The organism is Kitasatospora sp. NPDC043949, from assembly GCF_056435365.1.
The window spans coordinates 37,109-60,925 of sequence record NZ_JBWKEQ010000049.1 but is presented as its reverse complement, the minus strand read 5'-3'; the positions used below and the strand labels follow the sequence as shown (position 1 = coordinate 60,925).

The following is a 23,817-nucleotide window of genomic DNA, read 5'->3' as shown; positions in this document are numbered from 1 at the left end:
CAGTACCGCCCCGACATCCTCGACGGATTCCTCGCCGGGACCGGCCTCTCCCTCGACCTCCCGCCGCCATCACCCTGAAGCGCCAATGTCAGTACAGGGCTTCCCACCGGCGGATTAGGTGATAACCCACCTTGGCAAGGGCCGGCGACGGTCCTGTTCTACCGGCGCGAGACGAGGGGCCGCTGGACCCGCTGGAACACCGACTTCGCGGCGCAGAGCCTGCACGGCTTCGGCGTCGGCCTGCCGGCGCCGCTCGCCGTCGTCGCCGCGCCTCGATCATTGCCTCCCACCTCGGTTGATTGCTAAGAGCGTGTGATATATCACTTTCGGTTATGTCGATGATTCGTGTCGCACCATGAACACCCTGCCTGTAGCCGACGCCCGGAGCGCAGGATGGGGGGCCTACCTCCGACTGGCCAAGGCCGACTCACTCGACCGGTTCCTCTTACCGATCCTCGTCGGCTGGTCTGCTCTGTCGACCGAGTCCTGGCTGTCCGCCAGCAGTGCCCGCGTGGTCACGCTGATCACACTCGGCACGGGGTCACCTGCCTCGCCTGGTCACGGCGGTTGTCACCGCCTGGGGCAGCGAACCGGCCGGTCAAGGCCGGCGCTCCAACCCGGCGGGGGACGGCCGCCGTGTGCATCACCAGAGCACTACGCCGACCTGACGCTCCAGGAGACGCAGATCGTCCGCTTCGTCGCCCAGGGGATGTCCAACCGGGACATCGCCGCCCAGCTCTTCCTGAGTTCGCGAACGGTCGCCTACCGCCTCTGGAAGGCCTATCCGAAGCTCGGCGTCGGCTCGCGCGGGGAACTGGCGGCGCTGGTCTGACGGCGCTGGTCCGAAAAAACCGGTTGCGGGGGAGCGCGGCCCAGATCACGATGTGCGGCATGTACCTGTGCTGACGACTGCCACGTAGCAACTCACCCCTACGCGATCGACCTCTGCGCCGGGCCACCGGCCGCGCGCTGAGTCGATGACACGCGCGCTCACGCGATCGACCGCCCTCGGCGCTCGGCCATGCCGCCATGTGGCCATGTCCCGAGGCGATGAGACGCGCTGTCGCGAGTTGCCACGGAGAGACACACCTGTCGCGCGATCGACTTCGGGGCGCCCGCCATGCGGCCACCCGCCCCGAGGCGATGACACGCGCCCTCGTGAGCACTCGTCAGATCCCAGGAGCCCCGGCCGATCCAGCCGATCCGGCCTGCGCGCGTTCCTGCTGAACCAGGAAACAGACCACCATGCATACCGAACGCAAGGCCCGCTGGGCCGTGCGCCAGTCCGCGCTGCCCACCGTCGTCCGCAGCTGCCCGGACTGCTCCAGCACACGGCACCGGCCCTCAGGCAAGATCCGTGTCAACGCCAACGGCAAGCTCATCGACGTCTGGCTGCTGCTCAGCTGCGCGGGCTGCGACCGGACCTCGAAGGTGCCCGTCCACGAGCGCGTCCACACGTCATCGCTGGAACCCGCCCGCAGGGAGGCGTACGAGAACAACGACCTCGCCGTGGTGCGGGAACTGACGATGAGTGCGTCGCTCGCCGCCAAGAACGGCTACCGCCTGGACTGGAGCGGCACCTGGGAGCTGGAGGCACGCACGCCGCTCCACGCGATCGACGATCCGACCCCGCTGACGGTGCTGGTGAGCTTCGAGCTGCCGGTCCCGGTCCGGGTCGAACGCCTGCTCATGTCCGGCCTCGGCCTCAGCCGCAGCCGGGTCCGCCGGATGGTCGCGGACGGCCGCATCCGCCTGCCGCTCGCCCCGGACGCCAAGGCGCGCCGGGACTTCGAGCTGACGGTCCACGCTCCGGCGGCGACCCTGGCTCAGCTCGCGGCTCCGGTCGCGGCGACGCGGCGGGAGGCGGTGCGCGAACTCGGCGCCGCCGACACCGTCGAGGCGCCGCTGCGCCTGTCGCGCGCGGTGTCCGGGGCGTAGGCCGACGGCTCGGTGCGGGGCGGTACCCGCGCGCGGCTCACGGACTCGCCGTTCGTGAGCCGCGTGGTGGGCTCCCGCGTGGTGGGTCCAGCCTCCTCCGACGACGCAGTCCGGGGTACCGCAACGGTGGTGGCAGGCGATGATCGGAGCGTGACCGGCTCCCCGGGCGTCCCCAGGCCCGACGGCATGATCGTCGCCATCGACGCAGGTCACCAGGCTGTGTGCTTCTACCGTCACTACCCGCAGCCGGTGGCCGCGGTACGGCGGCACCTGCCACGCCCGACCCTGCTGCGGCGCTGGCTGGCTGCCACCGACCGGTTGGATCCGGCGGAGGGCGGCGCGGTGGTGCTGCGCTGCTGGCCACCGATCCCGACGGCCGCACCGTGATCGCCTCCGGCGCCGTCACGGCCTACGATCCGCCGACCCTGTTGGAGCTGGACCTCGACCCGCACGGGCGGGTCCGGTTCGACCTGACCGACGAGGGCGGCGGCACGGCTCTCGCCTTCAGCACCAAGCTGCCCGCGCCCTCCTCCGGGAGGCTTCCGGGAAGCGGGTGGTGACAGACATCGCGACCAGGTGACAACTACCTTGACCAGTCACACCAGGGTGCTGACGGCGATCAGGGGCAGGGCCAGTTCGGCGGTCCTGTCGCCGAACTGTGAGGCCGACTGACCGGCCCAGAAGCGGCGGAACCGCCGATCCCGCCACAGCGGGCCCGTGTCGGTGGAGGTGGTCAAGGATCGCCAGCCGCACCGGATGCGCCAAGGCCCGCATGGCTTGGGGGTCAGTGATCTCGATATCGTCCAGGCGATTGTTGGAGGCCATGGCGTGAGAGTCAACTCTCGCATCGGCGGCTTCGTCTGTGGTCCTGCGCTCGGCGCCCCTCTCCGGTCCTGGCCGCGACGGGGTTCCGTGCCCGTGTGCAGCCCCTCTGCCTTCCGTCCGCCGACGGCGGTACCGGGAGCGGCACAGGCCCCCCAGGTGGGAGATCGTCAGGTTCCGGCCGAAGCCCGCGGCGCCGCATGTCCATCGGGGGGTCGGCAGAGAACAGTTGTACTCGACCGGTCGGTGATTGCGTCCCACTCCTTGGCAGGGGCGGCAGCCCGGAGAGCGCCCCGGGTAGCGCCGGTCCCTCGACCGCGTCGGGCCGGTGACACGCGGGGGCATTGCTGCCACCCTGAGCGTATGAGTACGGGCCAGGCCCAGCCGCTGTGCACGGACGTTGCTCCACGGCCCCGGGAAGGCGATGCCGCCTCCCTGGCCCAACCGCCCACGCCCGTAACCCCCGTGGTCTGGTCCTACCGATCGTTGTTTCTCAGGGAGGCACGATGACCGGCCGAGTGATCTACGCGTCGTTCGAGTTCCAGTTCCCGCTGGGCGGCATTCGGGTGTTGAACCAGCAGGTCTCGCTGCTGCGGGCCGTCGGCGTCGAGGCGTTCCGCTGGACGCCAACGCCGGGATTCCGTTACACGTGGTTCGACGACGACGTGCCGACGCTGTCCGGCATGACCTTGGACCTCGGGCCCGAGGACGTGCTGGTGCTGCACGAGGTCAGCGTGGTGCCGGGCCACGACCCGGCGCCCGGCGGCCACAAGGTGATCTACTCGCAGGGGCACTACGTCAACTTCCTGACCTGCCCCGAACCCGGCCCGTATCCGGGCTGGTCGGACCGGCCGGCCCTGTGGACGATCTCGAAGGCGGGCGTCGACATGTTCCGCCGCGCCCTGCCCGAGTTCGAACCGCACCTGGTGCCGAACGTCATTGACACCGAGTTGTTCCGACCGGCGTCGACCGAGCGGGTTCGGCGCATCGCGTGGATGTCCCGCAAGCGCCCGATCGAGACCACGCTGCTCCGCCGTCTGCTGCACGCCGACCCGCGGTTCGAGGGCGTGGAGCTGTACGACATCCACGCGGTCCCCCACGAGGAGGTCGCTCGCGTCCTGTCCGACACGTCGGTGTTCATCGCGTTGGGAGCGCCCGAGGGCGAGGGCTTCGGATTGCCGCCGGCCGAGGCGATGGCCAGCGGCTGCCTGGTGACGGGTTACGCCGCCGGCGGCGGAGCGGAACTGTTCGACTCGCCGTCCGCGTGGCGGATCCCGGAGCTCGAAACGGATCGGTTGGCGGACAAGGCCCTTGAGCTGCTCGACCTGCCCGGCCAGGACGAGGTGCGGCGGGCGGGCCGTCAGTGGGTCGCCGACCGGTACACCACCCGGGCCGCCGTCGAGGCACTGATCGAGGGCATCCGCAAAGCGCGTGCCCTCCCTGGCGGGGCGGCGAAGGCCACCCATCCGGCCGCCTGGATGGAGGAGTTGTTGAGGCGCTTCCCGGTGCCGCCGGAGACGCACGCCCGGGTGGAACCACCGGCCGCTTCGTAGTCCTCCAGCCGGACTGCTCCGTTCCCGCCGGCCACCGGCCCGAAAGCGGGGAGCGACGGCCCGCACCAGCGCGGTGCAGGCCGTCGCCACCTCGCACGACCCCGTGCTCGGCGGGTGACGCAGCAGGTCAGGCCGGACGTCGGCCTGCCCACCCACGGCCCGCTGCGACAGGCTTCAGCGGGAGTGTTGCCGCGCGGGCGAGAGGTGCAGTTGCTGCGGGGCGGAGTGCAGGTGTGTCGAGAGGTCCGGCAGGGGGGCGGTGTCGCCCGTGGTGAACCACACCAGGACGTCCTCGCCGGCCCGTACGGGCAGGGCGGGGAAGTCGTTCTCCGCGTGTTCGGTGCGGTGAACCGCCAACGGCGGGGTCCGGACGGCCAGTTCCGGGCGCAGACGCCGCTCGAAGTGGTCGGCGAAGGCGGCGGGGTTCAGGGGGTGGCAGATGGTCGCGACGACCGGTCCGGCGTCGGCCGGGGTGGTGAAGCCCGGGCCGCGCAGCAGCAGGACGTCGTCCGAGTCCACCATCGTCGCGTTGGCGGCGTCCCGGTGCTCCTTCCAGACCGGCCCGTAGTAGAAGGCGTGCAGTGCTCGTGCCCGCGACGCCATGTCCGGGAAGCTGCGCAGCCAGACGAAGCGGTCCGGGTCGTCCAGGTCCCGGAACCGGCCGCCGACGGTGATGCCTACTGCCTGCTGTCCGGTCACGAACTCCCGCTCGAAGAGGTCGATCAGAGTGTCGCGGGCACCTTGGTGCAGGGTGTACTGGCGCAGTTCGACGATGCTCACGAGGCGTCCTGCAACTGGACACGGCTGAGCTCCGTGACCCGGTCGAGCGCCCTGCTGTGTCCGCCGTTCACGGAGAACTCCTGCGCCCGGCTGTCACCGCCGGCCGGAACCCCGGTGAGTCTGCGGACGGCCATGCCCCGGGAACCGTGGAGGAAGTCGGAATCGATCATGGCCGCAGGCTAGAACCGGTCCACTGACACCTCCTGTCAGTGGATACTGACAGCTGTGCGCGCCAGCCGACTGATCTCGCTGCTCCTGCTCCTCCAGAACCGGGGAAGGATGACGGCCCGGCAGCTCGCCGACGAGCTGGAGGTGTCGGTCCGCACGGTCTACCGGGACCTCGAAGCGCTCGGCGCCGCCGGGATCCCGCTGTTCGGCGAGGCCGGTCACGGCGGCGGCTACCGGCTGCTCGACGGGTACCGCACCCGGCTGACGGGCCTGACCGCCGATGAGTCGCAGGCCCTGTTCCTGGCCGGGCTGCCCGGCCCGGCGGCCGAGTTGGGCCTGGGCGAGGTCCTGGCGGCCGCCGAGCTCAAGCTGCGGGCCGCCCTACCGGCGGAGCTCCGCGAGCGGGCCGGGCTGATCCAGGAGCGCTTCCACCTCGATGCGCCCGGCTGGTACGGGGACGTGGACGAGACGCCGCACCTGGCGGCCGTCGCGGCCGCGCTCTGGGACCGGCGCAGGGTGTGGGTCCGCTACCGACGGTGGAAGGCGCCCACCGAGGTGGAACGGCGACTGGAGCCGTACGGACTGGTCCTCAAGGCCGGCCGCTGGTATCTGGTCGCTGCCGCGGGCGGTGCCACCCCGCGTACGTACCGGGTCGACCAGATCCTCGAACTGCGAGAACTGGAAGAGGAGTTCCAGATACCCGCGAGCTTCGACCTGGCTGCACACTGGCGGGACCGGCTCGCCGACTTCCATGCCCGACTGCACACCGCGGAGGCGACGGTGCGACTGTCGCCGCGCGGTGTCGCCCGGGGCCGCGAGCAGCTCGGCCGCGCGTTCGACCGGGCGGTCACGGATTCGGGGGTGACCGAGGCGGACGGCTGGACCAGGGCGTCCGTGCCCATCGAGTCCCTTGGCCACGCCCACGACGAGTTCCTGAGACTGGGCACCGACGTGGAGGTCCTCGAACCACCGGAGCTGCGTGCCCGGCTGGCCGCGACCGCCCGCGCACTCGCCGACCGATACGGGGCCTGACGTGGGTGAATTCCCTTCCCTGCCCTACGCCTCTGACGGGACGTGTGCCGGGTCGCCTGTCCGCCGGCCCGGGCCGGCCTGCCTGCCCGATCCGCTGGGCCGATCCGCTGGGTCGCACGGTGCGATGCGGTGCATCGAGGAAATCCGCTTGACCGTTCCGGCGGGGCCATTTGATAGTGGCCCAAACAGTCTGCGCACATGCTCGGATTCCACACGGGAAGCCCTGGTGGCGTGGATGTCGTCATCGACAGGGAAGCGGTGATGCAGACGCCGGAACCGTCCGCTCGTCCGAGCCGCCTGCCGTCGCTGACCGGTATGCGGTTCATCGCGGCGTTCGCCGTGCTGGTATCCCACCTGGCCGGTCAGATCGTCGGATCGATACACCCCGGTCTGCCGTACCTGATCACGACCCTCGGACCGGTCGGGGTGGCGTTCTTCTTCGTGCTCAGCGGCTTCATCCTCACCTGGGTCGCCGACCCGAACGACACCGCCGGACTGTTCTGGCGCCGACGCCTGGTGAAGATCCTTCCGAATCACCTGACGACCTTCACGGCCACCGTGGCGTTGATGGCCGCTGCGGGCGTTCCGATCATGGTGATCAACACGATCCCGCCGCTGCTGCTGATCGAGCCCTGGATTCCCGACTTCGACGCCCTCGGCGGGCTGACCGGATGCTCGAATTCGTCTTCGGCATCCTGATGGCGCGCATCGTGATCTCGGGGAAGTGGATCCGCCTGGGCATGACGCCGGCGTTCCTGCTGACCATCGCCTGCGTGGTGCTCCAGTCCCACCTGCCCGGCGTGTTCCGCCTCTGCGCCGGACCGACCGCGGCCGCACTCGCCCTGCTGATCGCGGCCGCCGCCTCCGCCGACGTACGCACCGCACGCACCCCCTTCAGCGGCCGGACCATGGTGTGGCTCGGCGAGATCTCGTTCGCCCTCTACCTCGTGCACTACCTCGTGATCCAGTACGGCCCGATCGACGGCGTGCACGCCACGGGCGGGACGGCGGGCGGCGCCGCGTCGACGCGGCTGGTGCACATCCTGCTCACCGTCGCGATCAGCCTCGTCCTCGCGGCGGCCCTCTACACACTGGTCGAACGCCCGGCGGTCCGACGCTTCAGCCGGCCGCGCGGCCGCCGCGCCGGACCCACCCCGGTCCGTGAGGACGGCTGGCCCCGTACGCGTCGGCGCGATGAGCTCTCCCTCCGTCATCCTGGAGCCGTCACCCATGACGAAACCCAGCCCTGACCCGGCATCTGAACTCCCCGGACTCCTCGGACTCCCCGAATTCCCGGTCACCCGGCCGGACTCCCGCCCCCTCGACCCCGACGAGACCTACGCCCGGCTGCGCGCCCACGCGCCGGTGTCACCGGTGCGCTGCCCGGCCGGGATGGACGCATGGCTGGTCAGCCGCTACGAGGACATCCGGAGCGTGCTCACGGATCCCCGGCTGAGCTCCCGCGGCGCGGGATCGATGCACATGCTGCCCTCCTACGACCGGCGCGACCCGGCCCCGGGCTCGATGATCCAGCTGGACGGGGAAGAGCACGCACGGCTGCGACGGCTGCTGATCGGTGAGTTCACCGTGCGACGGATGGAGGCGCTGCGTCCGTCCGTCCAGCGGATCACCGACCGGCACGTCGATGCGATGCTCGCCGGGTCGAGCGCTGACCTGGTACGGGACTTCGCGCTGCCGATCCCGTCGCTGGTGATCTGCGAGCTGCTCGGTGTGCCCTACGACGACCACGAGTCCTTCCAACACGACAGCGAGGTGCTGATCGGCTTCGGGGCCGACGCGGCCACCCGCGACGCGGCCACCCGGCGGCTGGAGGGCTACCTCGGCGAGCTGATCGTTCGGCGCCGGGCCGAGCCGCGGGACGACCTGCTGAGCCGGCTGATCGTCCGCGGCGAGGCGACCGAACACCCCCCGACCATAGGGGAGTTGGCCACGCTCGGCGTACTGCTGCTGGTCGCCGGGCACGAGTCGACGGCCAACATGATCGCGCTCAGCGCCCTGGTGCTGATGGCGGACCGGGAGCGGGTGGCCGCGCTGCGGGCCGCCCCGGACACCATCGGCACGGCCGTGGAGGAACTGCTGCGCTACCTGTCCGTGATCCAGTTCGGGCTGCTGCGGTACGCCACGGAGGGCGTCACCGTCGGCGGTACCGCGGTGGCGGCGGGAAGCTGGCTGGTCGCCGCGATCCCGTCCGGAAACCGGGACGAGGACGTGTTCCCGGCCCCGGACACCGTCGACCTGCGCCGACCGCCCCGCACACACCTGGCGTTCGGGTTCGGTCCGCACCAGTGCATCGGCCAGCAGCTGGCCCGGATCGAGTTGCAGGTCGCGCTGACCACACTGCTGCGCCGCGTGCCGGGGCTACGGCTGGCCGAGCCGTTGGCGCAGTCCGCGTTCAAGCACAACGACATCGTCTTCGGCCTGCGGAGCATGCCGGTCCTCTGGTGACGTCCGGGGCTTCGAGGGCTCGCGGCGCCCGCCGGCGGCCACGGCAGCGGCGGGCCCGCGTTCTCCCGCGTTTCCCTCTGGCCGGATCCAGCCCCTCCGCCCTCCGTGCGCGCGGACCGGCACTCACGTGCCCGGCAGCCCCGGGAGCGGCACCGGCCGCCCAGGTGGGAGACCGTCAGGTTCCGGCCGAAGCCTCCGGCACCGCTTGTCCATCGGGGAGTCGGCAGAGAACAGTTGTACTCGACCGGCCGGTGATCGCGTCCCACTCCTTGTGAACGAGAGGACATCGTCATGACCGACGTGTACGAGCCCCCGACGCTGGACGTGTACGAGCCCCCGATGCTGATCGAACTCGGTGACTTCGCGGACCTCACCCGGGGCTTCGACATCGGCAACCAGTCCGATGTCCACGGCTACTACCTCGCCCCCTGAGGAACCGGCCGATGAGCGGTCACCCGCGGACCTGGTTCGTGGTCCTTCCGGACACCGAAGCCGGGGCCGCGACGGCCGCGGTGTGGGGCACGGCCGAGTGCCGTGCCCTGCACCACCCCAGCGGGCGTCCCTGGATCCTCGGCCACTGGCCGGCCGACGAGCCGGTCACCGCCCAGGCCGGACCGGTCGCGCTGGCCGTGTTCGGCACCTCCGACGCCGACCCGCACCGCCTGCGCCGCCACGCCGAACGCGTTCGCGACCCGCGGGACGTGCTCGCCCTCGGCGGCGACCTCGCGGGCAGCTTCCACCTCCTCGCCACCGTGCACGGCACCGTGGCCGCGCGCGGCTCGCTGTCCGGACTGCGCCGACTCCACCTGGCCGAGGTCGACGGCGTCCCCGTGCTGTCCGACCGGGCCGACGTCCTGGCCGCCGCCGCCGGCCTCAGCCCGTCCCTCGACCGGCTCGCCCTCAGGCTCGCCGAGCCGCTGCCGCACCCCGTCGACGCGCTGCCCCTGTGGCCGGGACTCGCCGCCGTGCCGCCGAACCACGCGGCCGTGCTCGCCCCCGGACGCCCCGCCCGCACCGTCGCCCACTGGCACCCGCCGGCCCCGCGGCGAGCCCGGCCCGAAGCCGCGACGGCGCTCGGCCAGGCCCTGCGCCGGGCCGTCGACACCCGGACCAGGGACGGCGGGCTCATCGCCGCCGACCTCTCCGGCGGGCTGGACTCCACACCCCTGTGCTTCCTGGCCGCCACGGGCCCGGCCGAACTGCTCACCGTCACCATCGGCTCCGTCGACCCCCACCACGAGGACGCCGCCTGGGCGCAGCGAGCCGCGCACCACCTGCCCGGCCGACGACTCGTGCTGGCGGCCGAGGACATTCCCGCGATGTTCGCCGACATCGACACACCCGGACCGCAGGGCGACGAACCGTTCGCCTGGACCCGGACCAGAGCCCGCGACGAAGCCGTCGCCCGGCTGCTCGCGACGCACGGCGCCCGGCTGCGGATCAGCGGCGAAGGCGGCGACGAGGTGCTGCAGGCCCTGCCCGCCTACCTGCGCACCGTCCTGCCACGGCACCCGGCCACCGCCGCCCGCCACCTGCGCGGACACCGGGCCCGCCTGCGCTGGACGCTGCCGGACGCCCTGAGCGCCCTCAGCGACCCCCGGCCGTATTCGGCCTGGCTCGCCCGCGCCGCCGACCGCCTCACCCACCCCGACCCGCCGCGCACCACCCAACTGCTCGGCTGGGGGATGGCACCCCGGCTGCCGCCCTGGGCCACCGCCCGGACCGCCGAACTGGTACGCGAACAGCTGCGGGCCGGCCAGGGCTCGGAACCGCTGGCGCCGGAGCACGCCCAGCACCAGGCGCTGCGCATGGTCCGGCACAGCGCGGCGGCCATGCGGCAGCTGATCGACGCCACCGCCCGCGCGGGAACGCCGTACAGCGTGCCCTTCCTGGACGACCAGGTCCTGGACGCCTGCCTGGCCGCCGACCCCGCCACCCGCGGAACGCCCTTCGCGTACAAGCCGCTGCTCACCGCGGCCGTCGCGCCCGACGTGCCGGCCGACCTCCTCCGGCGCACCGGCAAGGGCGACTTCAGTCCGGACACCTACCAGGGGCTCGCCCGCCACCGCGCCGAACTCGCCGCGCTCATCGACGACAGCGCCCTGGCCCGCGCCGGACTGGTCGACCCCGCCGTCCTCCGGCAGGCCTGCCTCGGGCTGTACCCGCCCGGCACCTCCTACGCGGCCCTGGACGCGACGCTCGCCTGCGAGCACTGGCTGCGCGCCCACGGGACGAGCCGGCACCCCGCTTCCCCGACCACCGCCCAAGGAGCTTGAATGGCCACCCGGTTGCGCCCCGACGTGACGCTCACCCCGACCGACGACGGCGCCGTCGTCCTGGACGAACGCTCCGGCCGCTACTTCCAGTTGAACCGCACCGGGCTGCTCATCCTGCGGTCCCTGCTGGAGGACCGGACCGCCGACGAGATCGCCGCCGACCTCGGCGGCCGGTTCCCGGTCACGGCGGCCCGGGCACGTTCCGACGTCGACCGGCTGCACGAGAGCCTGCGCACCGCCGGGCTGGTCACCGGATGAGCCTGCACGCGCACGCCGACCACGTGGGCCGGCCGCCCTGGCACCTGCGGCCGGCCGTGCTCGCGGCGATCGGCGCGGCGCGGCTGGTCGAACGGCTCCCCCCGGCCCGGATCCGTCGGCTGATGAGCGCACTGCGGCGCGGCGCCCGCCCCGCCGGCCGGGCCGAGGCGCTGGCCGCCCGGCAGGCCGTGGTCGCCCTCAGCATGCGCTGCGCCGGCCAGGGGTGTCTCCAACGCTCGATCGCCGCAGCGCTGTTGTGCCGCACGCGCGGCACCTGGCCGACCTGGCGCACGGGCGTGCGAACCGCCCCGTTCCGCGCCCACGCGTGGATCGAGGCCGACGGCGAACCCGTCGACGAGCCCGCCGAACTCGCCCACTTCCACCCGCTGATCACCGTCGCACCGGAACACCGACCGGGCCCGTGACCTCGTCGCCTCGCCCGGGTCCGGCCGTGGGTGGGTGCCGGTGGTGTGGTCGGGGTTACTTGCCTGCGGCCGTCATGGAGGTGACGGCGTCGGTGACGGTGGCGCGGTAGTTGCCCAGGTGGGGGTTGAGGACGCGGGTGTCGCTGGTGAGCGGGAAGTTGTGGGTGGCGGCGAGGGGCATGTTGGTGTCGTCCTGGTCGGCGAGGACGTTGAGTTCGTTGATGTCGGGGGTGGTGCCGGTGGTGGCGCCGCCGGGGTTGAGGTCGATGACGGCGTAGGCGTTCTGGCCGGCGGGGACGGGGAAGCGCTGGGTGCCGCTGGCGAGTACGGGCCGGATGTTGTTGCTCTGGTCGCGGGCGGTGGAGTTGCCGAGGTTGACGCCGGGGGAGGAGCTGAGGCTGCAGGCGGTGGCGCCGGTGTTGTGGACTTCGATGACCCGCTGGCTGGGTGCTCCGGGGCGTGCGGTGACGTGGATCGAGAGGTTGTTGATGTCGCACGGGCTGGCGTCGGCGGGGGCGGGGGCGTTGCCGGGTCGGGCGCTGGTGGAGGGGCTGGTGCCGGACGGTGTGTGGGGTGCGCCCGTGGGGGTGTGCGAGGCCGGGCCCGTGGTCGGGGCGGTCGGTGCCCCGGTTGCGGGGGCCGCGCCGGTGGGGGCGGGTGTGACGGCCGCGGTGGTGGGGGAGGCCTTCGGGCCGGCGGCCGGGTCGGTGTTGTCGGGCCCGCAGGCGGTCAGGACGAGTCCGGCGCCGACGGCGAGGACGGCGGTGACGAGCAGCGGGCGACGGCGGCGGACGGACATGGTGGCTCCCCGATGACGGTGCGTGCTGGCTTGCTGGACACCCACCATGACGGTCGGTCAGTGGCTTTCGGTGGCACGCGCGGCGTCACAATCGCCAGGACATCGCGAGGATCGGACTGTGACAATCGGTCGGGGCGCCGCGGGTTGACACGGCGTACTTCGGGCCGGTCAGAGCCAGCCGTTCTGGGCGGCCTTGATGCCGGCCTCGAAGCGGCTGCTGGCGTTGAGCCGCTCCATGATGGAGGCCATGTGGCGGCCGACGGTGCGGGAGGAGATGCCCAGGCGCTGGCCGGCGGTGTTGTCGGTGAGACCGTTACCGAGCAGGCGCAGCAGTTCGCGCTCGGTGGCGGTGAGTCCGGTGGTGGGGTCGCCGGGGGAGGCGGCGCCGAGCGGGACGGCGGTGTTCCAGGCCTGCTCGTAGAGGTCGAGCAGGGCGGTGAGGATGCCGGGTTCGGTGACGTGCAGTGCGCCCTTGCGGTGGTCCTCGGGGTCGATGGGGACGAGGGCCTCGCGGCGGTCGGCGATGACGATGCGCTGGGGGATCGTGGGGGCGGTGCGGACTTCGCCGCCCTGGCTGAGCAGCCAGTGGGCGTATCCGGTGACGTGCGGCTGGTGGCGGGTGGAGTCCTGGTAGAGGGTGCGGATGGTGATGCCGCGGGCGAGCGCGCCGGCGTCGCCGGGGCGGGAGGAGTCGAGGTCCTCGGGGTGCTGGTTTCCGGGCTGGCTGCTGAGGGCTTCCGTGGTGGTGGTGCGGCTCATCTGTTCCAGGCGGTGGTGGACGGCGTCCATGCCCAGCAGGCGTTCGCCGTGGGCGGCGTGGTGTTCGGCGCGCTCGGCGACCATGCGGGTGACGGCGGCGCGGGACGCGGCGAGGGCGGCCTGGCGGGCGGCGAGGTCGGCTTCCTGACGGGCGAGCATCTCGGCGAGGCCGACGGCCGGGTCGACGGCGCGCATCCGGCCGGGGTGGTCGGCGGAGGCGCGCACGAGCATGAGGGCGCCGAGTTCGTCGAGGCAGTCGTGGACCTGGGTGGCGGTGGTCGCGCAGCGCCCGGCTATCGCTTCGACGTCGTCGGCGGGGTGGTCGAGCAGGGCTTGGTAGACCTGTTCGGCGCGGGCCGATAGTCCAAGCGCCTGCAACATGGTGTCCCCCTTGTGTGATGATCCGTGAGCTCTCGTGGCTGTGACAGCACACGAAGCTTCATGATCCTTTCATGGGATGACACGGCCCTCAAGGTCGAATATCCGGCCTCGACGGCAGGCCGCGCCACCCGGTTCTGGTCATGTCCATGACGGCCTGTCCGGAGTCGGACAGGCCGGTTGGCGACACCCGCAAGGCCTTCCGAGCAGCCCCCCGACCGGCAAAGCTAGTGATCGCCGCCAGGAAGACAGCCCGGACGGCAGCCGGACGGAGCGTCAACCGCGGGACGCACCGATCGGAGAAATCCCTTCGTGTCAGCAACAGTTGAGGACAGCCGATCGTGATCCAGAACCGTATCGCCAAGGCCGCCGCGGCCATCGCCATCTCGCTGGGCGCGCTGCTCGCCGCCCCCGCCGTCCTGTCGGTGAGCACCCCGGACACCGCCGTCAACGCCAGCTTCGGCTGGGGCGGCTGACCCGCGGATGGACGTCATCTACGCCGCCCTGCACCGCAGGCAGAGCGCCGGGCCGGTCCCGTCCGGCGAGGCGGCTGGGGCGGCTGGGGCGGCTGAGGCGGCCGAGGTGGACAAAGCGGGCGAGGCGGCCGAGGTCCGCGCCGTCCTGTGGGCCCACGCCCGCCCCGACGACGGCCTCCAGCACATCACTGTCCGAAGCGAGGCCGACCGCGTCGACCTGCTCGTCTACCTCGCCAGCCGTGACCCCGCCGTCGACCAGGACACCCTGAGCCGGGCCCACGTCCTGATCGCCCGAGGCCACCAGGCCTCACCCCTGATGCGCCGGCGCTACCAGCCACCGGCGCCCCCCGGCTGCTGAACCCACGCCGCCGCTGAACCCGCAGTACCGCTGCGCCCGCACGACGCTGTCCGGCATCCGACACCGTCTCGACCTCGCAACCCGCAACCAGCAAGAGGAGTTCCGCCATGCCTTCGTCCACGCTGTCCAGGCTCGCCCACGTCGCCCTCGCCGCCTCCCTCGCCGCTTCCGGTGCGATAGCCGCGACGGCCGTCACCACCACCGCGGCTCACGCGGCCACCGCCGCTGTCTCCGCCTCGTCCTCGATCGACGGCAAGGTCACCCGCAGTGAGGTCATCCAGCGGGCGCAGTACTGGCTGGGCAAGTCGATCCCCTACAACCAGGGCGGCTCCTACCCGGACTCCAGCGGCCGCAACTACCGTACGGACTGCTCGGGTTACGTCTCCATGGCCTGGCACCTGGGCGCGAGCCCCAACACCCAAGGCATCGCGGACTCCTACACCTACGAGATCCCGCGCAGCGAGCTCAAGGCCGGCGACGTCCTCAACAGCTACTACAACCACGTCCTCCTCTTCGAGAAGTGGGACGACGCCGCGCACACCACCTTCTCGTACTACTCCTTCGGTTCCACCCCGGTGAAGCACGTCACCGGCGCGTCCATCAACGGCACCCTCGACTCGCACCCCAACAGCGAGTACAAGGCCCTGCGCTACAAGAACATCGTCGACGACGTCCAGACCCGGGCCACGAAGGCCGGCGTGTACCACTCGTCCACGCAGACCTTCTACGAAGGCGACAACGCGGGTTCCACGCTGGGCTCGGCGAAGTTCGGTAACGCGGGCTGGACCCCGCTGGTGGGCGACTGGAACAACGACGGCGTCGCCAGCGTCGGCGCGTACGACCCGGCCACCGCGACGTTCTACCTCAGCAACGACAACAGCACCGCCGCCGTGACCACGACGTTCGGCAATCCCGGCTGGATCCCGCTGGTCGGTGACTGGAACGGCTCCGGCAAGGACAGCGTCGGCGCGTACGACCCCGCCACTGCCACGTTCTACCTCAGCAACGACAACAGCACCACCGCCGTGACCGCGAAGTTCGGCAACCCGGGTTGGATCCCGCTGGTGGGCGACTGGAACAAGGACGGCAAGGACAGCATCGGTGCCTACGACCCGGCGACCCAGACCTTCTACGAGAGCAACGACAACAGCACCGTCGCGGGCTCGGTGAAGTTCGGTAACGCGGGCTGGACCCCGCTGGTCGGCGACTGGAACAACGACGGCGTCACCAGCATCGGTGCCTACGACCCGAACACCCAGACCTTCTACCTCAGCAACGACAACAGCACCACCGCCACCAGCTTCGTCTACGGCAGCCCCGGCGACGTCCCGATCGCCGGCCGCTGGTAGTCCGCCCCCAACCGACACGAGAGGAAGTCAGTCGAGCATGCCCGAGAACAAGTCGACCGCCCGTCACACCGGTCACACCCGTCGCACCCGCTCGCTCGCCGCTGTCGCCCTGGGGGCGGCCGTCCTGTCCGTCGCCTCCCAGGCACCGGCCCAAGCCGCCTCGGTGGCCACCTGGGACAAGGTCGCCCAGTGCGAGAGCACCGGAAACTGGAGCATCAACACCAACAACGGCAACTACGGCGGCCTGCAGATCACACTGCCCACCTGGAAGGCCTACGGCGGCCTGGCCTACGCCTCCCGGCCCGACCTCGCCTCCAAGAAGCAGCAGATCCTCGTAGCGGAGAAGATCCTCGCCGGCCAGGGCCCGGGTGCCTGGCCCAACTGCAACGCGGGCCTGAGCACCGACCACGCCAAGCCGTACTCGGACCGGATCGGCGCGTACGACCCGGCGACCCAGACCTTCTACGAGAGCAACGACAACAGCACGGTTGCTGGCTCGGTGAAGTTCGGTAACGCGGGCTGGATCCCGCTGGTCGGCGACTGGAACGGCGACGGCGTCGCCAGTGTCGGCGCGTACGACCCCAGCACCGCCACGTTCTACCTCAGCAACGACAACAGCACCACCGCCGTGACCGCGAAGTTCGGCAACCCCGGCTGGATCCCGTTGGTCGGCGACTGGAACAAGGACGGCAAGGACAGCATCGGCGCGTACGACCCGGCCACCGCCACGTTCTACGAGAGCAACGACAACAGTACCGTCGCGGGCTCGGCGAAGTTCGGTAACGCGGGCTGGACCCCGCTGGTCGGCGACTGGAACGGCGACGGCGTCACCAGCATCGGTGCCTACGACCCGAACACCCAGACCTTCTACCTCAGCAACGACAACAGCACCACCGCCGTGACCACCAAGTTCGGCAACCCCGGCTGGAAGCCCCTCGTCGGAGACTGGAACGGCTCCGGCAAGGACAGCGTCGGCGGCTACGACCCGGCCACCGCGACGTTCTACCTCACCAACGACAACAGCACCGCCGCCGTGACCACGACGTTCGGCAACCCGGGCTGGATCCCCCTCAAGGGAAGCTGGTGACCGCTCACCGACCGGCTCACCTGGACGCGAACCGTGGCCGACGGCGGGACTTGAGGACTGCGGCCTGACAACGCCGCGCACACCGGGCGGCGGCCTGCACCACGAGGTGCAGGCCGCCGCTTTTGGCGCGAGACTGGACGGTCAGACAAGGGAGGGCACCGATGTTGACCGATACGTCGACCAGCGCCGGCAGGGCGGTCCTGCTTCATGACCGGTACCCCACGCTGGAAGAACTCGCCGACACAGCACACCTGCTGGCCGCCAGACACCCGGAGCTCTGCCGCGTGCGCACCGTCGGGACATCCCGCGCCGGCCGGCCGCTGGTGCTCCTGACGATAGGCCACGCCGCCGCCACCGCCGACGTGCTGATCGTGACGGGTGCGCACGCCGACGAGTTCTCCGGCCGCGCCGGCATCGTGGAACTGGCCCACCGCGTCCTCGCGCAGCCGTCTCTGCACCAGGCGGTGACCTGGAACTTCCTGCTCTGCCTCGACCCCGACGGAGCACGCCTCGCAGAGGCCGGCGCCGGCACCCGAAGCCTGCCCGAGTACTTCGAGCACTACTTCCGCCCCGCCGCCGAGGAACAGCCCGAGTGGGCGCCGGCGATCGGCGGGAGACTTCCCGAGAGCCGGATCCTCCTCGACCTGATCGACGACCTCCGGCCGTCCCTCCAGTTCTCCCTCCACAGCGCCGACGTCGGCGGGACCTTCCTCCAGTCGACCTGCGATCCGGCCGGCCTCGCCGAGCCGTTCGCAAACTCCGCCGCCGGACTGGGGATCCCGGTCGAGACCGGCCCCTACGACGCCTTCTGGCTGCGCGAAGCGGGCCCGGGCGTCTTCATGATGGCGCCGCACCACATCGACCAGCAGGAAAGCAGCACCGGAATGCTGGCGCCACCTCGCCCCGGCCAACCTCGCCCCGGCCAACCTCACACCGCCCAGCCCCAGCAGGAGACAGGAGGCGTCCGCGCCACCACCTGGTTCGCCCCCCAGCGCTACGGCGGCGAGACGGTCATCGTCGAGACGCCGGCCTGGGCCGGCGCCCACCTCGGGGACACCCGCCCGGCCGACGACCCCTACGCGCGCCTGACCGCCTGCGCCGGCCAGGTCCGGGAGCGAGGGCGCCTGCTCACCGACCTGATGGACGAAGCTCTGCCCCACCTGGACGACACCGCCCTGCTCCGGGCTGCGCGCACGCCGCTGACGGCAGCGCGACAACTGGCCCACGCATGGGACCCGCGGGCCGCCGGACAGCGCCTCCTCCACCCGACGCCCATGACGGAGGCGAAACTCGCCGGCATCGAACTGTGGGCCCACCGGATCCCGGTCCGCGCGGCGGCGCTGCTCCGCCGCGCCGCCGAGGCGGCCAAGGCACCCACCACACCGGCCACCGCCCGACTCGACCACCTCCTCCAGGACTGGTGCGCCCAGTACCAGCGGCGCTTCCAGCCGACCTGGCTGCCCGTCGCCCGCCAGGCCGAGCACCAGGCGAACACCGTCCAGGCCGCCGTGGCACTCAGCCGCCCGACGACGCCCGGCCCTCGGCGCGACCGGTAGAGCACTCCGCTGCCTCGGCACCGTGGTTGCGGCCGCCGGTCGAAGCCGTCTCAGTGTGCTGAGGGGCGGTCGGCTCCCAACGCCCGTCGCGTGGCGGCGGCGAGGAGTGTGAGGGGGGCCGGGGCGGCGTGGGCGGTGCGCCAGGTGATCACGTGGTCGGGACGGACCAGCAGGGCGCCGTGGTCGCCGATGCCGCAGGTGTCGGCGGGCCGTTCCGTTGCTGGGGCGATCCGGCGGGGCAGGAGTGCCGTGTCGAGGAAGGCGTTGTGCGGATCCAGCTCGCGTGCGGCCCGGATCCAGGGGTGTCCTTCGGGTCCGGCGAGAACCAGGTAGCGGCCGGCGCGGACCAGGTCGAGCGTGGAGCGGGGCCGGTCCGTGTCGGGGAGCGGTAGGTGCGGCAGCCGGGTGCCGGGCTCGCCGTGCCAGCGTTCCGGCTCGTCGGCCGCCGGGAGGGCGGCGGCCGGGTCGTCGCCGGGGACGGGGTAGCGGTAGCCGATGGCCACTGCCGCCTCGCTGAGCAGCGGGCGGTCCTCGATCGGGACCCGGGCGCGGTCGCGGGCGCGCAGGAGTGCCTGGTCCACGGTGATCCGGCCCACTGCGCGGCGCTCGGTTTCGTAGTCGTCCAGCAGCCGCGGGTCGGCGTGGCCGCGCAGGACCGAGACGAGTTTGGTGGTGAGGTTCCAGGCGTCCTGGATGCCGGTGTTGGCCCCGAATCCGCCGGTCGGCGGGGTGACGTGGGCCGCGTCGCCGAGCAGGAAGACGCGGCCGGCGCGGTAGGAGTCGGCCAGCCAGCCGCCCATCTGCCAGGGCCGGTGTCCGGTGAGCGTGAAGTGCGATGGCGCCAGGCCGAGCGCGCGCGAGACGATGCCGCGGCAGCGCTGGACGTCGAACGCGGCTGGATCCGTGGTGTCGGGGTCGTAGGTCACCGACACCGTCCCGCGGTCCTGCGCCGTGTTCCAACTCAGGAACGCGTGCTCGGGTGGGCCGGTGAAGGCGAGGGCGAGCCGGCGGCCGTCGAGCACCTGACGCAGGTCGGCTTCGAAGCCGATCTCCATGACGTGCGCGACCACCTCGGTGCCGCTGCGGCCGATGCCCAGGTGCTCGCGGACGGCGCTGCCGTTGCCGTCCGCGGCCAGCAGGTAGTCGGCGGCCACGGTGTAGGTGGCGCCGTCGGCGCCGCGGATCCGGGCCACGGTGTGGTCGTCGTGGCGGCGCAGTTCGAGAAGGCGGTGGCCGAGGCGCAGGTCGGCGCCGGCCGCAAGGGCGTGGGCGCGGACGACCTCCTCCAGGTCGGCCTGTTTGACGAAGGCGCTGGGGCAGGGCGAGAGGCGGCTGAAGTCCGCTGCGGCCGGTAGCCGCCAGCGCCGCAGCTCCGGGCCGTTGAGCGAGGCGACCACCGCGGCGTGGTCGGCCGGTGGGAGCCGGTGCTGGACGGCGTAGACGTCCTGGTCGGCCCCGACCGAGCGGTAGGCCTCCATCGTTCGCGGATAGAACAGCTTGGCGCGCAGCCTGGTCGAGACCGCGGAGTGCTTCTCGACCAGGACGGGGGTGATGCCCCGGGCCGCGAGGAACAGGGCGGCCGAAGCCCCGACGATGCTGCCGCCCACGATCAGGACGGGGACGCGTGCGGGCGGTGGCGTCGGGGCGGCAGCGGACGAAGCGGTCTTGCTGTCGGCCCTGGTGGCGGGAGCGATGGGACCTGGCACGGGCATGGACCCTCCGAAGGAAACAGAACAGCTCTGTTCCATTATTGCCTGCTGGCGGCCCCCTAACGCAACAGGCCTGTATCGTTACCGGCGTGACCACGGAACTCCCCAGCCGCCGCGGGGGCCGGCAGCGTGACCCCGCCACCGACACGGCCATCATCGATGCGGTCCTCGGCATGGTCGCCTCGGGCGCCACCCTCACCGGCCTGTCGCTGGTGACCATCGCCAAGCAGGCCGGGGTCTCGCGCAACAGCGTCTACCGGCGCTGGAAGACCAAGGACGAGCTCTACCTCGACGTGCTGGAGACGATCAACGAACCGCGGCCCTTGCCGGCCGGCGCCGACACCCGCGCCGACACCCGCGCCGACCTCGCGGTCCTTCTCCAGGCCCTGGCCGAGCGCGTCGTCGACGAACGGGCCAGCAGCATGCTGCGCGCTCTCAACGCCGAGGCGGCAACCTTCCCGCGGCTGCACAGCCGTTACTTCGAAGAGATCGTCACTCCCCGCCGGAATGCCATGAACCATGTCCTGCGACGCGGCGTGGAACGAGGAGAGATCCGCCCCGACATCGACCTCGACCTGGTCTCCGAACTCCTCGTGTCCCCCCTCCTCGCCCGCATGGCATCGGGCAGCACCGACCAGCTGGACCCGGAACGGGCAAGCCGGCGGATCATCGACCTCGTCCTCGACGGTGCGGCGCCCGCGCCGAGCTGAGGAGAAGAGCGGACTGGGCCGCGGCCTCCGCCGCGCCGACACCGCCTCCACGTGCGCACGGGCGCGCCCGTCCGGCACCGCGTCGTTCACCGGCATCGGGTGTCGCCGGGCCCGGGTGGGGCATTGCGTGCCAACTGCCTTGCTGACATCCTCAGTTGGCCGTACCGGTCCCGGCGGTCGGGCAGGCCCTGCACCGCGGGCGCGGCTCGTGCGGCTCGTACGGCTCGTGCGGCTTCGTGGCGGGGGCGGTGGGCGCAGCAGCAACAACGGTGGGCGGCGGTCGTGGTGCGTGCGCGGGGAGGCGGCGTGTGGGGTGTGGCAGCGCGTGCGGCGGTGCGTGTGGCGGCGGGGATGCTGGCGGTGGCGCTCCTGACCGGGGCGGTGTGGCTGGCCTGGTGGCTGAGCGCGGAGCGGATGGGCGCGGCCATGGGGCTGGGCCCGCCGGACGGCGTGGTGCTGGTGGACCGCTGTTACGAGGTGTCCGACAGCGAGGGCAACAGCGACGGCACCGACTGCCAGGGGCGGTTCACGCCGGCCGGCGCCTCCGCGGGCGAGGCCCGCCCGATCGTGGTGAACGGCACGACCGGCAAGCACCGGGGCGGCACCCGGCTCCCGGTGCGGCTGGTGCGGGGCGTGGCCTACGAGCCGTCGTCGGCGCCCGCCGTGAAGTACGGCATCGGCGCGGGCATGATTCTCGTACTGGGCGCGGTGCCGGCCGGCTGGCTGCTGGTCGGAGTCCGGCGTGGTGAGGCCCCGGAGGCCATGACCCTGGTGGTCGGCCTCCTCATCGGGCTTACGGCCGTGGCGGTCCTGGGCATCGTCGTCGGCTTGCTCGCAGGCCTCGTCGAACTGGCGCTCTGAGTGGGGCCGGCGGGTGTCCCGTCCCGCCGAAGGCCGGGCCCGCGCCCCGGTGGTCGGTGCCCCGTCGGTTCGTTCTCCTCAGGGGTTATGGTGCGCGGGCCGTGGTCATTCCCCCCGTGCACGGGGCCGGGCCGTCGACGCGGTGCTCACCTGGTGATGTCGCCGTCCGGCACGTCCCGGACGGTGACCTCCTTGCCCTGTCGGCCCAGGATCTTGGCCACCACGTCACCGATCCCCTTCGCGTCGCCCGTCGGCTCGGGGACCGACCCGTCGGTGTACCGCTCGATGGCCTTCTGAAGGTAGGAGGGGTTCCAGGCCCCGACGGCCCCGCTGACGTCGACGGCCGCCACCCGTCGGCCACCGACGGCACGCTTGATGGCCGGCAGGACCTCGTCCGAGTAGTACTTCCCCGGGACCTGGAACAGGCTGGCATGGCCGCCGACCTTGCCGCCGTCCCGCAGGTAGACGGTGACGACCAGGCAGCTGGTCACCGACGGGTAGGTGATCGTCCCGTGCGGACCCACCTCGCCGACCTCGCCCTCCGTGATCGAGAGGGTGGTCGCGGGCACGCCGGCCTGCCGGACCTCGGCCACCCGGCCGGACGCAGCGCCGGGCCCGGTGAGGTCCATGGTCCCGGTAGCCCTGACGGAGCCGACGGAGCCGACGGAGTTGAGGGAGCCGACGGAGTTGAGGGAGTCGACCGCCTCGGTGGGAGCCGGGCCGTACGCCTGCTTGCCGACCCCCGACCAACCGGCCGACGCTCCATCGCCCCCGCCTACCGCGCAGGCCGCCAACACCAGCACCGCGCCGACGGCCGGCCCGATCCTTCCCACGCACCGCTCGGACACCACGAACCTCATGACCCCACACCCCACGAATCCGGTCTGCACACACCCGCGCACGCACGCGGCGACACATGCTCCCGGGCACGAACGATCTCGTCAACCCAACACCCAACACCCAAGACCCAACACCCAACAACCGACGGCCGACGGCCGGGGGTCACCGCCGCCGGTCGTGCAGCCGCCGGCAGCGGTCGCCGTGGTCGACCCGGCCGGGGAAAGGGAATCGGTTCCGATCGTCGCCGGGTCAGGCGTTGGGGGAGTCGGTGATCCACCGCAGGACGTCCTCGGCGACCTCCGCCGGGGCACGGTCGGAGCTGGTGAAGGCCGTGGGGACGAGTTCGCGCAGTTCGTCGGCGTCCTGGACGGCTTCCTCGACCTGCTCCGCGCTCCAGCCACGGGCGGCCAAACGGACGCGGCGGTCGTGGTCCGCGCAGTCCAGCCGCGCCCAGACGACCTCCGGGGCGTCCGGCACATCGGCCGCGGCGGCCTCCCACTCGGCCGGGGTGATGGGGCAGGACACCAGGACGGGCCCGCCTCCCCGCGCGAGCATGCCCGCGATCCGCACCCACAGGCGGTTGTAGTCGGGCCAGATGCCGGACGCGTCCGGGGAGGTGATGTCGATACCGAGCAACCGACCGTCGTCGTCGGGCAGTTCGTCGAAGTCGACCACCGTGACCGGCCGTTCCCGCAGCCGACCCAGAAGTGTCGACTTGCCCGCCCCCGGTGCCCCGGTGATCAACCGCACCACAGACCTGACCATAACGATTCCAGCCCCGCTTCCGTCGATGACCGGTACCCCGGATCCCGAGTGCCCAGCCGACCATAGCGGGACACCTGCCCCTCGTCCCTCAGGGTCCGGCCGCAAGCCGCCCTCCGGCGCCGCAACATCCGTGTTCTGTCGGCGAGTTCGCGTTGATCCGGTGACGAACCGGTCGGGGGCAAATCACCGATCGGGCTGCGCGTCCCGGCCGGGCTGGCGGAGACTGGTGTGCGGCACGGGGGCGGGGAAGCGGCGTGCCATCGGCTCGGCGGTGCCTCCGTGACGTCAACGAGAGACAGGAGCTGCACATCCCATGAGCAAGCGCACCTCTCGCACAGTCGCGGGGGGGGGGGGGGGGGCCCCCCTCGCAGGCACTGGCATGGGTTCTGTACCCGAGGGTGGCCCCAACCCCCCTCCCCCGGGTGGCTTTGTTCGGGTGCCTCCCCCCGAGC

General features: G+C 72.1%; 28 protein-coding genes. 20 read left to right on the top strand and 8 right to left on the bottom strand.

The window, feature by feature from the left end; all coding sequences use genetic code 11:
* Nucleotides 1–355: 355 nt before the first annotated feature.
* From AC07AL_RS30775 to AC07AL_RS30760, 4 genes are all read left to right on the top strand, one after another.
* Entirely contained in the window at nt 356–832 is a 477-nt protein-coding gene (locus AC07AL_RS30775; RefSeq protein ID WP_478318980.1) for a helix-turn-helix transcriptional regulator, read from the top strand.
* Between the two features lie 413 nt (nt 833–1,245).
* Nucleotides 1,246–1,938, top strand: a complete 693-nt coding sequence (locus tag AC07AL_RS30770; protein WP_363586901.1) for a DUF1062 domain-containing protein — start codon at nt 1,246–1,248, stop codon at nt 1,936–1,938.
* A 150-nt stretch (nt 1,939–2,088) separates the two neighbouring features.
* On the top strand, nt 2,089–2,325 hold the full coding sequence (locus AC07AL_RS30765; protein WP_363586900.1) for a hypothetical protein: 237 nt from the start codon (nt 2,089–2,091) through the stop codon (nt 2,323–2,325).
* Complete coding sequence (locus AC07AL_RS30760; protein WP_363586899.1) at nt 2,322–2,498, top strand: SRPBCC family protein; 177 nt, start codon at nt 2,322–2,324, stop codon at nt 2,496–2,498. The genes AC07AL_RS30765 and AC07AL_RS30760 overlap by 4 nt, the downstream gene beginning before the upstream one ends.
* Nucleotides 2,499–2,534: 36 nt before the next feature.
* On the opposite strand, the gene AC07AL_RS30755 is transcribed toward AC07AL_RS30760, so the two are convergent.
* Nucleotides 2,535–2,675 carry a hypothetical protein gene (locus AC07AL_RS30755; RefSeq protein ID WP_363586948.1) on the bottom strand — a complete coding sequence of 47 codons (141 nt, stop codon included), beginning with the start codon at nt 2,673–2,675 and terminating at the stop codon, nt 2,535–2,537.
* A gap of 591 nt (nt 2,676–3,266) precedes the next feature.
* Here AC07AL_RS30755 and AC07AL_RS30750 point away from each other — a divergent pair.
* Complete coding sequence (locus tag AC07AL_RS30750; RefSeq protein ID WP_363586898.1) at nt 3,267–4,313, top strand: glycosyltransferase; 1,047 nt, start codon at nt 3,267–3,269, stop codon at nt 4,311–4,313.
* Between the two features lie 174 nt (nt 4,314–4,487).
* Here the strand turns inward: AC07AL_RS30750 and AC07AL_RS30745 are convergent, their stop codons facing one another.
* Together AC07AL_RS30745 and AC07AL_RS30740 are read right to left on the bottom strand one after the other, a co-directional pair.
* Nucleotides 4,488–5,093 (bottom strand): NIPSNAP family protein, encoded by a 606-nt coding sequence (locus AC07AL_RS30745; protein WP_400843937.1) that lies wholly within the window; start codon nt 5,091–5,093, stop codon nt 4,488–4,490.
* Nucleotides 5,090–5,263, bottom strand: a complete 174-nt coding sequence (locus tag AC07AL_RS30740; RefSeq protein WP_363586896.1) for a hypothetical protein — start codon at nt 5,261–5,263, stop codon at nt 5,090–5,092. The genes AC07AL_RS30745 and AC07AL_RS30740 overlap by 4 nt, the downstream gene beginning before the upstream one ends.
* Nucleotides 5,264–5,318: 55 nt before the next feature.
* On the opposite strand from AC07AL_RS30740, the gene AC07AL_RS30735 reads away from it, so the two are divergent.
* The 8 genes from AC07AL_RS30735 to AC07AL_RS30700 all read left to right on the top strand — a co-directional run bounded on the left by AC07AL_RS30735 (nt 5,319) and on the right by AC07AL_RS30700 (nt 11,718).
* Entirely contained in the window at nt 5,319–6,293 is a 975-nt protein-coding gene (locus AC07AL_RS30735; RefSeq protein WP_363586895.1) for a helix-turn-helix transcriptional regulator, read from the top strand.
* Between the two features lie 231 nt (nt 6,294–6,524).
* The gene (locus tag AC07AL_RS30730) at nt 6,525–6,992 is read left to right on the top strand and encodes an acyltransferase family protein (protein ID WP_363586894.1); all 468 of its coding nucleotides are present in this window, start codon (nt 6,525–6,527) and stop codon (nt 6,990–6,992) included.
* The gene (locus AC07AL_RS30725) at nt 6,965–7,543 is read left to right on the top strand and encodes an acyltransferase family protein (protein WP_478318978.1); all 579 of its coding nucleotides are present in this window, start codon (nt 6,965–6,967) and stop codon (nt 7,541–7,543) included. Before AC07AL_RS30730 ends, AC07AL_RS30725 begins: the two co-directional genes overlap by 28 nt.
* Nucleotides 7,524–8,759 (top strand): cytochrome P450, encoded by a 1,236-nt coding sequence (locus AC07AL_RS30720; protein ID WP_478318976.1) that lies wholly within the window; start codon nt 7,524–7,526, stop codon nt 8,757–8,759. The genes AC07AL_RS30725 and AC07AL_RS30720 overlap by 20 nt, the downstream gene beginning before the upstream one ends.
* Nucleotides 8,760–9,050: 291 nt before the next feature.
* Entirely contained in the window at nt 9,051–9,191 is a 141-nt protein-coding gene (locus AC07AL_RS30715; protein ID WP_350878647.1) for a lasso RiPP family leader peptide-containing protein, read from the top strand.
* Nucleotides 9,192–9,202: 11 nt separating this feature from the next.
* On the top strand, nt 9,203–11,035 hold the full coding sequence (locus AC07AL_RS30710) for an asparagine synthase-related protein (RefSeq protein ID WP_400806597.1): 1,833 nt from the start codon (nt 9,203–9,205) through the stop codon (nt 11,033–11,035).
* A complete protein-coding gene (locus tag AC07AL_RS30705) occupies nt 11,036–11,293 on the top strand; it encodes a lasso peptide biosynthesis PqqD family chaperone (RefSeq protein ID WP_363586890.1) in 258 nt (85 codons plus the stop codon).
* Entirely contained in the window at nt 11,290–11,718 is a 429-nt protein-coding gene (locus AC07AL_RS30700) for a lasso peptide biosynthesis B2 protein (protein ID WP_331745183.1), read from the top strand. Before AC07AL_RS30705 ends, AC07AL_RS30700 begins: the two co-directional genes overlap by 4 nt.
* A gap of 55 nt (nt 11,719–11,773) precedes the next feature.
* Here AC07AL_RS30700 and AC07AL_RS30695 read toward each other — a convergent pair whose 3' ends face one another.
* Entirely contained in the window at nt 11,774–12,517 is a 744-nt protein-coding gene (locus AC07AL_RS30695; RefSeq protein ID WP_478318973.1) for a DUF4232 domain-containing protein, read from the bottom strand.
* A 168-nt stretch (nt 12,518–12,685) separates the two neighbouring features.
* Nucleotides 12,686–13,657 (bottom strand): helix-turn-helix transcriptional regulator, encoded by a 972-nt coding sequence (locus AC07AL_RS30690; protein WP_363587131.1) that lies wholly within the window; start codon nt 13,655–13,657, stop codon nt 12,686–12,688.
* Nucleotides 13,658–13,995: 338 nt separating this feature from the next.
* On the opposite strand from AC07AL_RS30690, the gene AC07AL_RS30685 reads away from it, so the two are divergent.
* The 5 genes from AC07AL_RS30685 to AC07AL_RS30665 all read left to right on the top strand — a co-directional run bounded on the left by AC07AL_RS30685 (nt 13,996) and on the right by AC07AL_RS30665 (nt 18,480).
* Nucleotides 13,996–14,130: a hypothetical protein gene (locus AC07AL_RS30685; RefSeq protein WP_363587130.1), complete on the top strand. Its 135-nt coding sequence runs from the start codon at nt 13,996–13,998 to the stop codon at nt 14,128–14,130.
* A gap of 7 nt (nt 14,131–14,137) precedes the next feature.
* Nucleotides 14,138–14,488: a hypothetical protein gene (locus AC07AL_RS30680; RefSeq protein WP_363587129.1), complete on the top strand. Its 351-nt coding sequence runs from the start codon at nt 14,138–14,140 to the stop codon at nt 14,486–14,488.
* Between the two features lie 107 nt (nt 14,489–14,595).
* Nucleotides 14,596–15,837 carry an NlpC/P60 family protein gene (locus AC07AL_RS30675; protein WP_363587128.1) on the top strand — a complete coding sequence of 414 codons (1,242 nt, stop codon included), beginning with the start codon at nt 14,596–14,598 and terminating at the stop codon, nt 15,835–15,837.
* 37 nt (nt 15,838–15,874) lie between these two features.
* Nucleotides 15,875–16,924, top strand: a complete 1,050-nt coding sequence (locus AC07AL_RS30670) for a transglycosylase family protein (RefSeq protein WP_478318971.1) — start codon at nt 15,875–15,877, stop codon at nt 16,922–16,924.
* Between the two features lie 161 nt (nt 16,925–17,085).
* A complete protein-coding gene (locus AC07AL_RS30665) occupies nt 17,086–18,480 on the top strand; it encodes a M14 family zinc carboxypeptidase (protein WP_478318970.1) in 1,395 nt (464 codons plus the stop codon).
* A gap of 50 nt (nt 18,481–18,530) precedes the next feature.
* Here the strand turns inward: AC07AL_RS30665 and AC07AL_RS30660 are convergent, their stop codons facing one another.
* The gene (locus AC07AL_RS30660; protein ID WP_478318969.1) at nt 18,531–20,192 is read right to left on the bottom strand and encodes an FAD-dependent monooxygenase; all 1,662 of its coding nucleotides are present in this window, start codon (nt 20,190–20,192) and stop codon (nt 18,531–18,533) included.
* 86 nt (nt 20,193–20,278) lie between these two features.
* On the opposite strand from AC07AL_RS30660, the gene AC07AL_RS30655 reads away from it, so the two are divergent.
* Both AC07AL_RS30655 and AC07AL_RS30650 read left to right on the top strand, forming a co-directional pair.
* Nucleotides 20,279–20,899, top strand: coding sequence for a TetR/AcrR family transcriptional regulator (locus AC07AL_RS30655; protein ID WP_400806577.1), 621 nt, complete (start codon nt 20,279–20,281; stop codon nt 20,897–20,899).
* A 360-nt stretch (nt 20,900–21,259) separates the two neighbouring features.
* Complete coding sequence (locus AC07AL_RS30650; protein WP_363587122.1) at nt 21,260–21,760, top strand: hypothetical protein; 501 nt, start codon at nt 21,260–21,262, stop codon at nt 21,758–21,760.
* A gap of 146 nt (nt 21,761–21,906) precedes the next feature.
* On the opposite strand, the gene AC07AL_RS30645 is transcribed toward AC07AL_RS30650, so the two are convergent.
* Together AC07AL_RS30645 and AC07AL_RS30640 are read right to left on the bottom strand one after the other, a co-directional pair.
* Nucleotides 21,907–22,620, bottom strand: coding sequence for a hypothetical protein (locus AC07AL_RS30645; RefSeq protein ID WP_478318968.1), 714 nt, complete (start codon nt 22,618–22,620; stop codon nt 21,907–21,909).
* A gap of 229 nt (nt 22,621–22,849) precedes the next feature.
* Nucleotides 22,850–23,353 carry an AAA family ATPase gene (locus tag AC07AL_RS30640; protein WP_478318966.1) on the bottom strand — a complete coding sequence of 168 codons (504 nt, stop codon included), beginning with the start codon at nt 23,351–23,353 and terminating at the stop codon, nt 22,850–22,852.
* Nucleotides 23,354–23,817 lie beyond the last annotated feature (464 nt).

What these genes read in the sequence shown, in the direction of transcription:
- AC07AL_RS30770 (WP_363586901.1), top strand. Translation starts at nt 1,246, where the DNA reads ATGCATACCGAACGCAAGGCCCGCTGGGCCGTGCGCCAGTCCGCGCTG.
- AC07AL_RS30670 (WP_478318971.1), top strand. Translation starts at nt 15,875, where the DNA reads ATGCCCGAGAACAAGTCGACCGCCCGTCACACCGGTCACACCCGTCGC.
- AC07AL_RS30750 (WP_363586898.1), top strand. Translation starts at nt 3,267, where the DNA reads ATGACCGGCCGAGTGATCTACGCGTCGTTCGAGTTCCAGTTCCCGCTG.
- AC07AL_RS30775 (WP_478318980.1), top strand. Translation starts at nt 356, where the DNA reads ATGAACACCCTGCCTGTAGCCGACGCCCGGAGCGCAGGATGGGGGGCC.
- AC07AL_RS30705 (WP_363586890.1), top strand. Translation starts at nt 11,036, where the DNA reads ATGGCCACCCGGTTGCGCCCCGACGTGACGCTCACCCCGACCGACGAC.
- AC07AL_RS30725 (WP_478318978.1), top strand. Translation starts at nt 6,965, where the DNA reads ATGCTCGAATTCGTCTTCGGCATCCTGATGGCGCGCATCGTGATCTCG.
- AC07AL_RS30660 (WP_478318969.1), bottom strand. Translation starts at nt 20,192, where the DNA reads ATGCCCGTGCCAGGTCCCATCGCTCCCGCCACCAGGGCCGACAGCAAG.
- AC07AL_RS30720 (WP_478318976.1), top strand. Translation starts at nt 7,524, where the DNA reads ATGACGAAACCCAGCCCTGACCCGGCATCTGAACTCCCCGGACTCCTC.
- AC07AL_RS30695 (WP_478318973.1), bottom strand. Translation starts at nt 12,517, where the DNA reads ATGTCCGTCCGCCGCCGTCGCCCGCTGCTCGTCACCGCCGTCCTCGCC.
- AC07AL_RS30665 (WP_478318970.1), top strand. Translation starts at nt 17,086, where the DNA reads ATGTTGACCGATACGTCGACCAGCGCCGGCAGGGCGGTCCTGCTTCAT.
- AC07AL_RS30715 (WP_350878647.1), top strand. Translation starts at nt 9,051, where the DNA reads ATGACCGACGTGTACGAGCCCCCGACGCTGGACGTGTACGAGCCCCCG.
- AC07AL_RS30740 (WP_363586896.1), bottom strand. Translation starts at nt 5,263, where the DNA reads ATGATCGATTCCGACTTCCTCCACGGTTCCCGGGGCATGGCCGTCCGC.
- AC07AL_RS30710 (WP_400806597.1), top strand. Translation starts at nt 9,203, where the DNA reads ATGAGCGGTCACCCGCGGACCTGGTTCGTGGTCCTTCCGGACACCGAA.
- AC07AL_RS30680 (WP_363587129.1), top strand. Translation starts at nt 14,138, where the DNA reads ATGGACGTCATCTACGCCGCCCTGCACCGCAGGCAGAGCGCCGGGCCG.
- AC07AL_RS30700 (WP_331745183.1), top strand. Translation starts at nt 11,290, where the DNA reads ATGAGCCTGCACGCGCACGCCGACCACGTGGGCCGGCCGCCCTGGCAC.
- AC07AL_RS30675 (WP_363587128.1), top strand. Translation starts at nt 14,596, where the DNA reads ATGCCTTCGTCCACGCTGTCCAGGCTCGCCCACGTCGCCCTCGCCGCC.
- AC07AL_RS30645 (WP_478318968.1), bottom strand. Translation starts at nt 22,620, where the DNA reads ATGAGGTTCGTGGTGTCCGAGCGGTGCGTGGGAAGGATCGGGCCGGCC.
- AC07AL_RS30690 (WP_363587131.1), bottom strand. Translation starts at nt 13,657, where the DNA reads ATGTTGCAGGCGCTTGGACTATCGGCCCGCGCCGAACAGGTCTACCAA.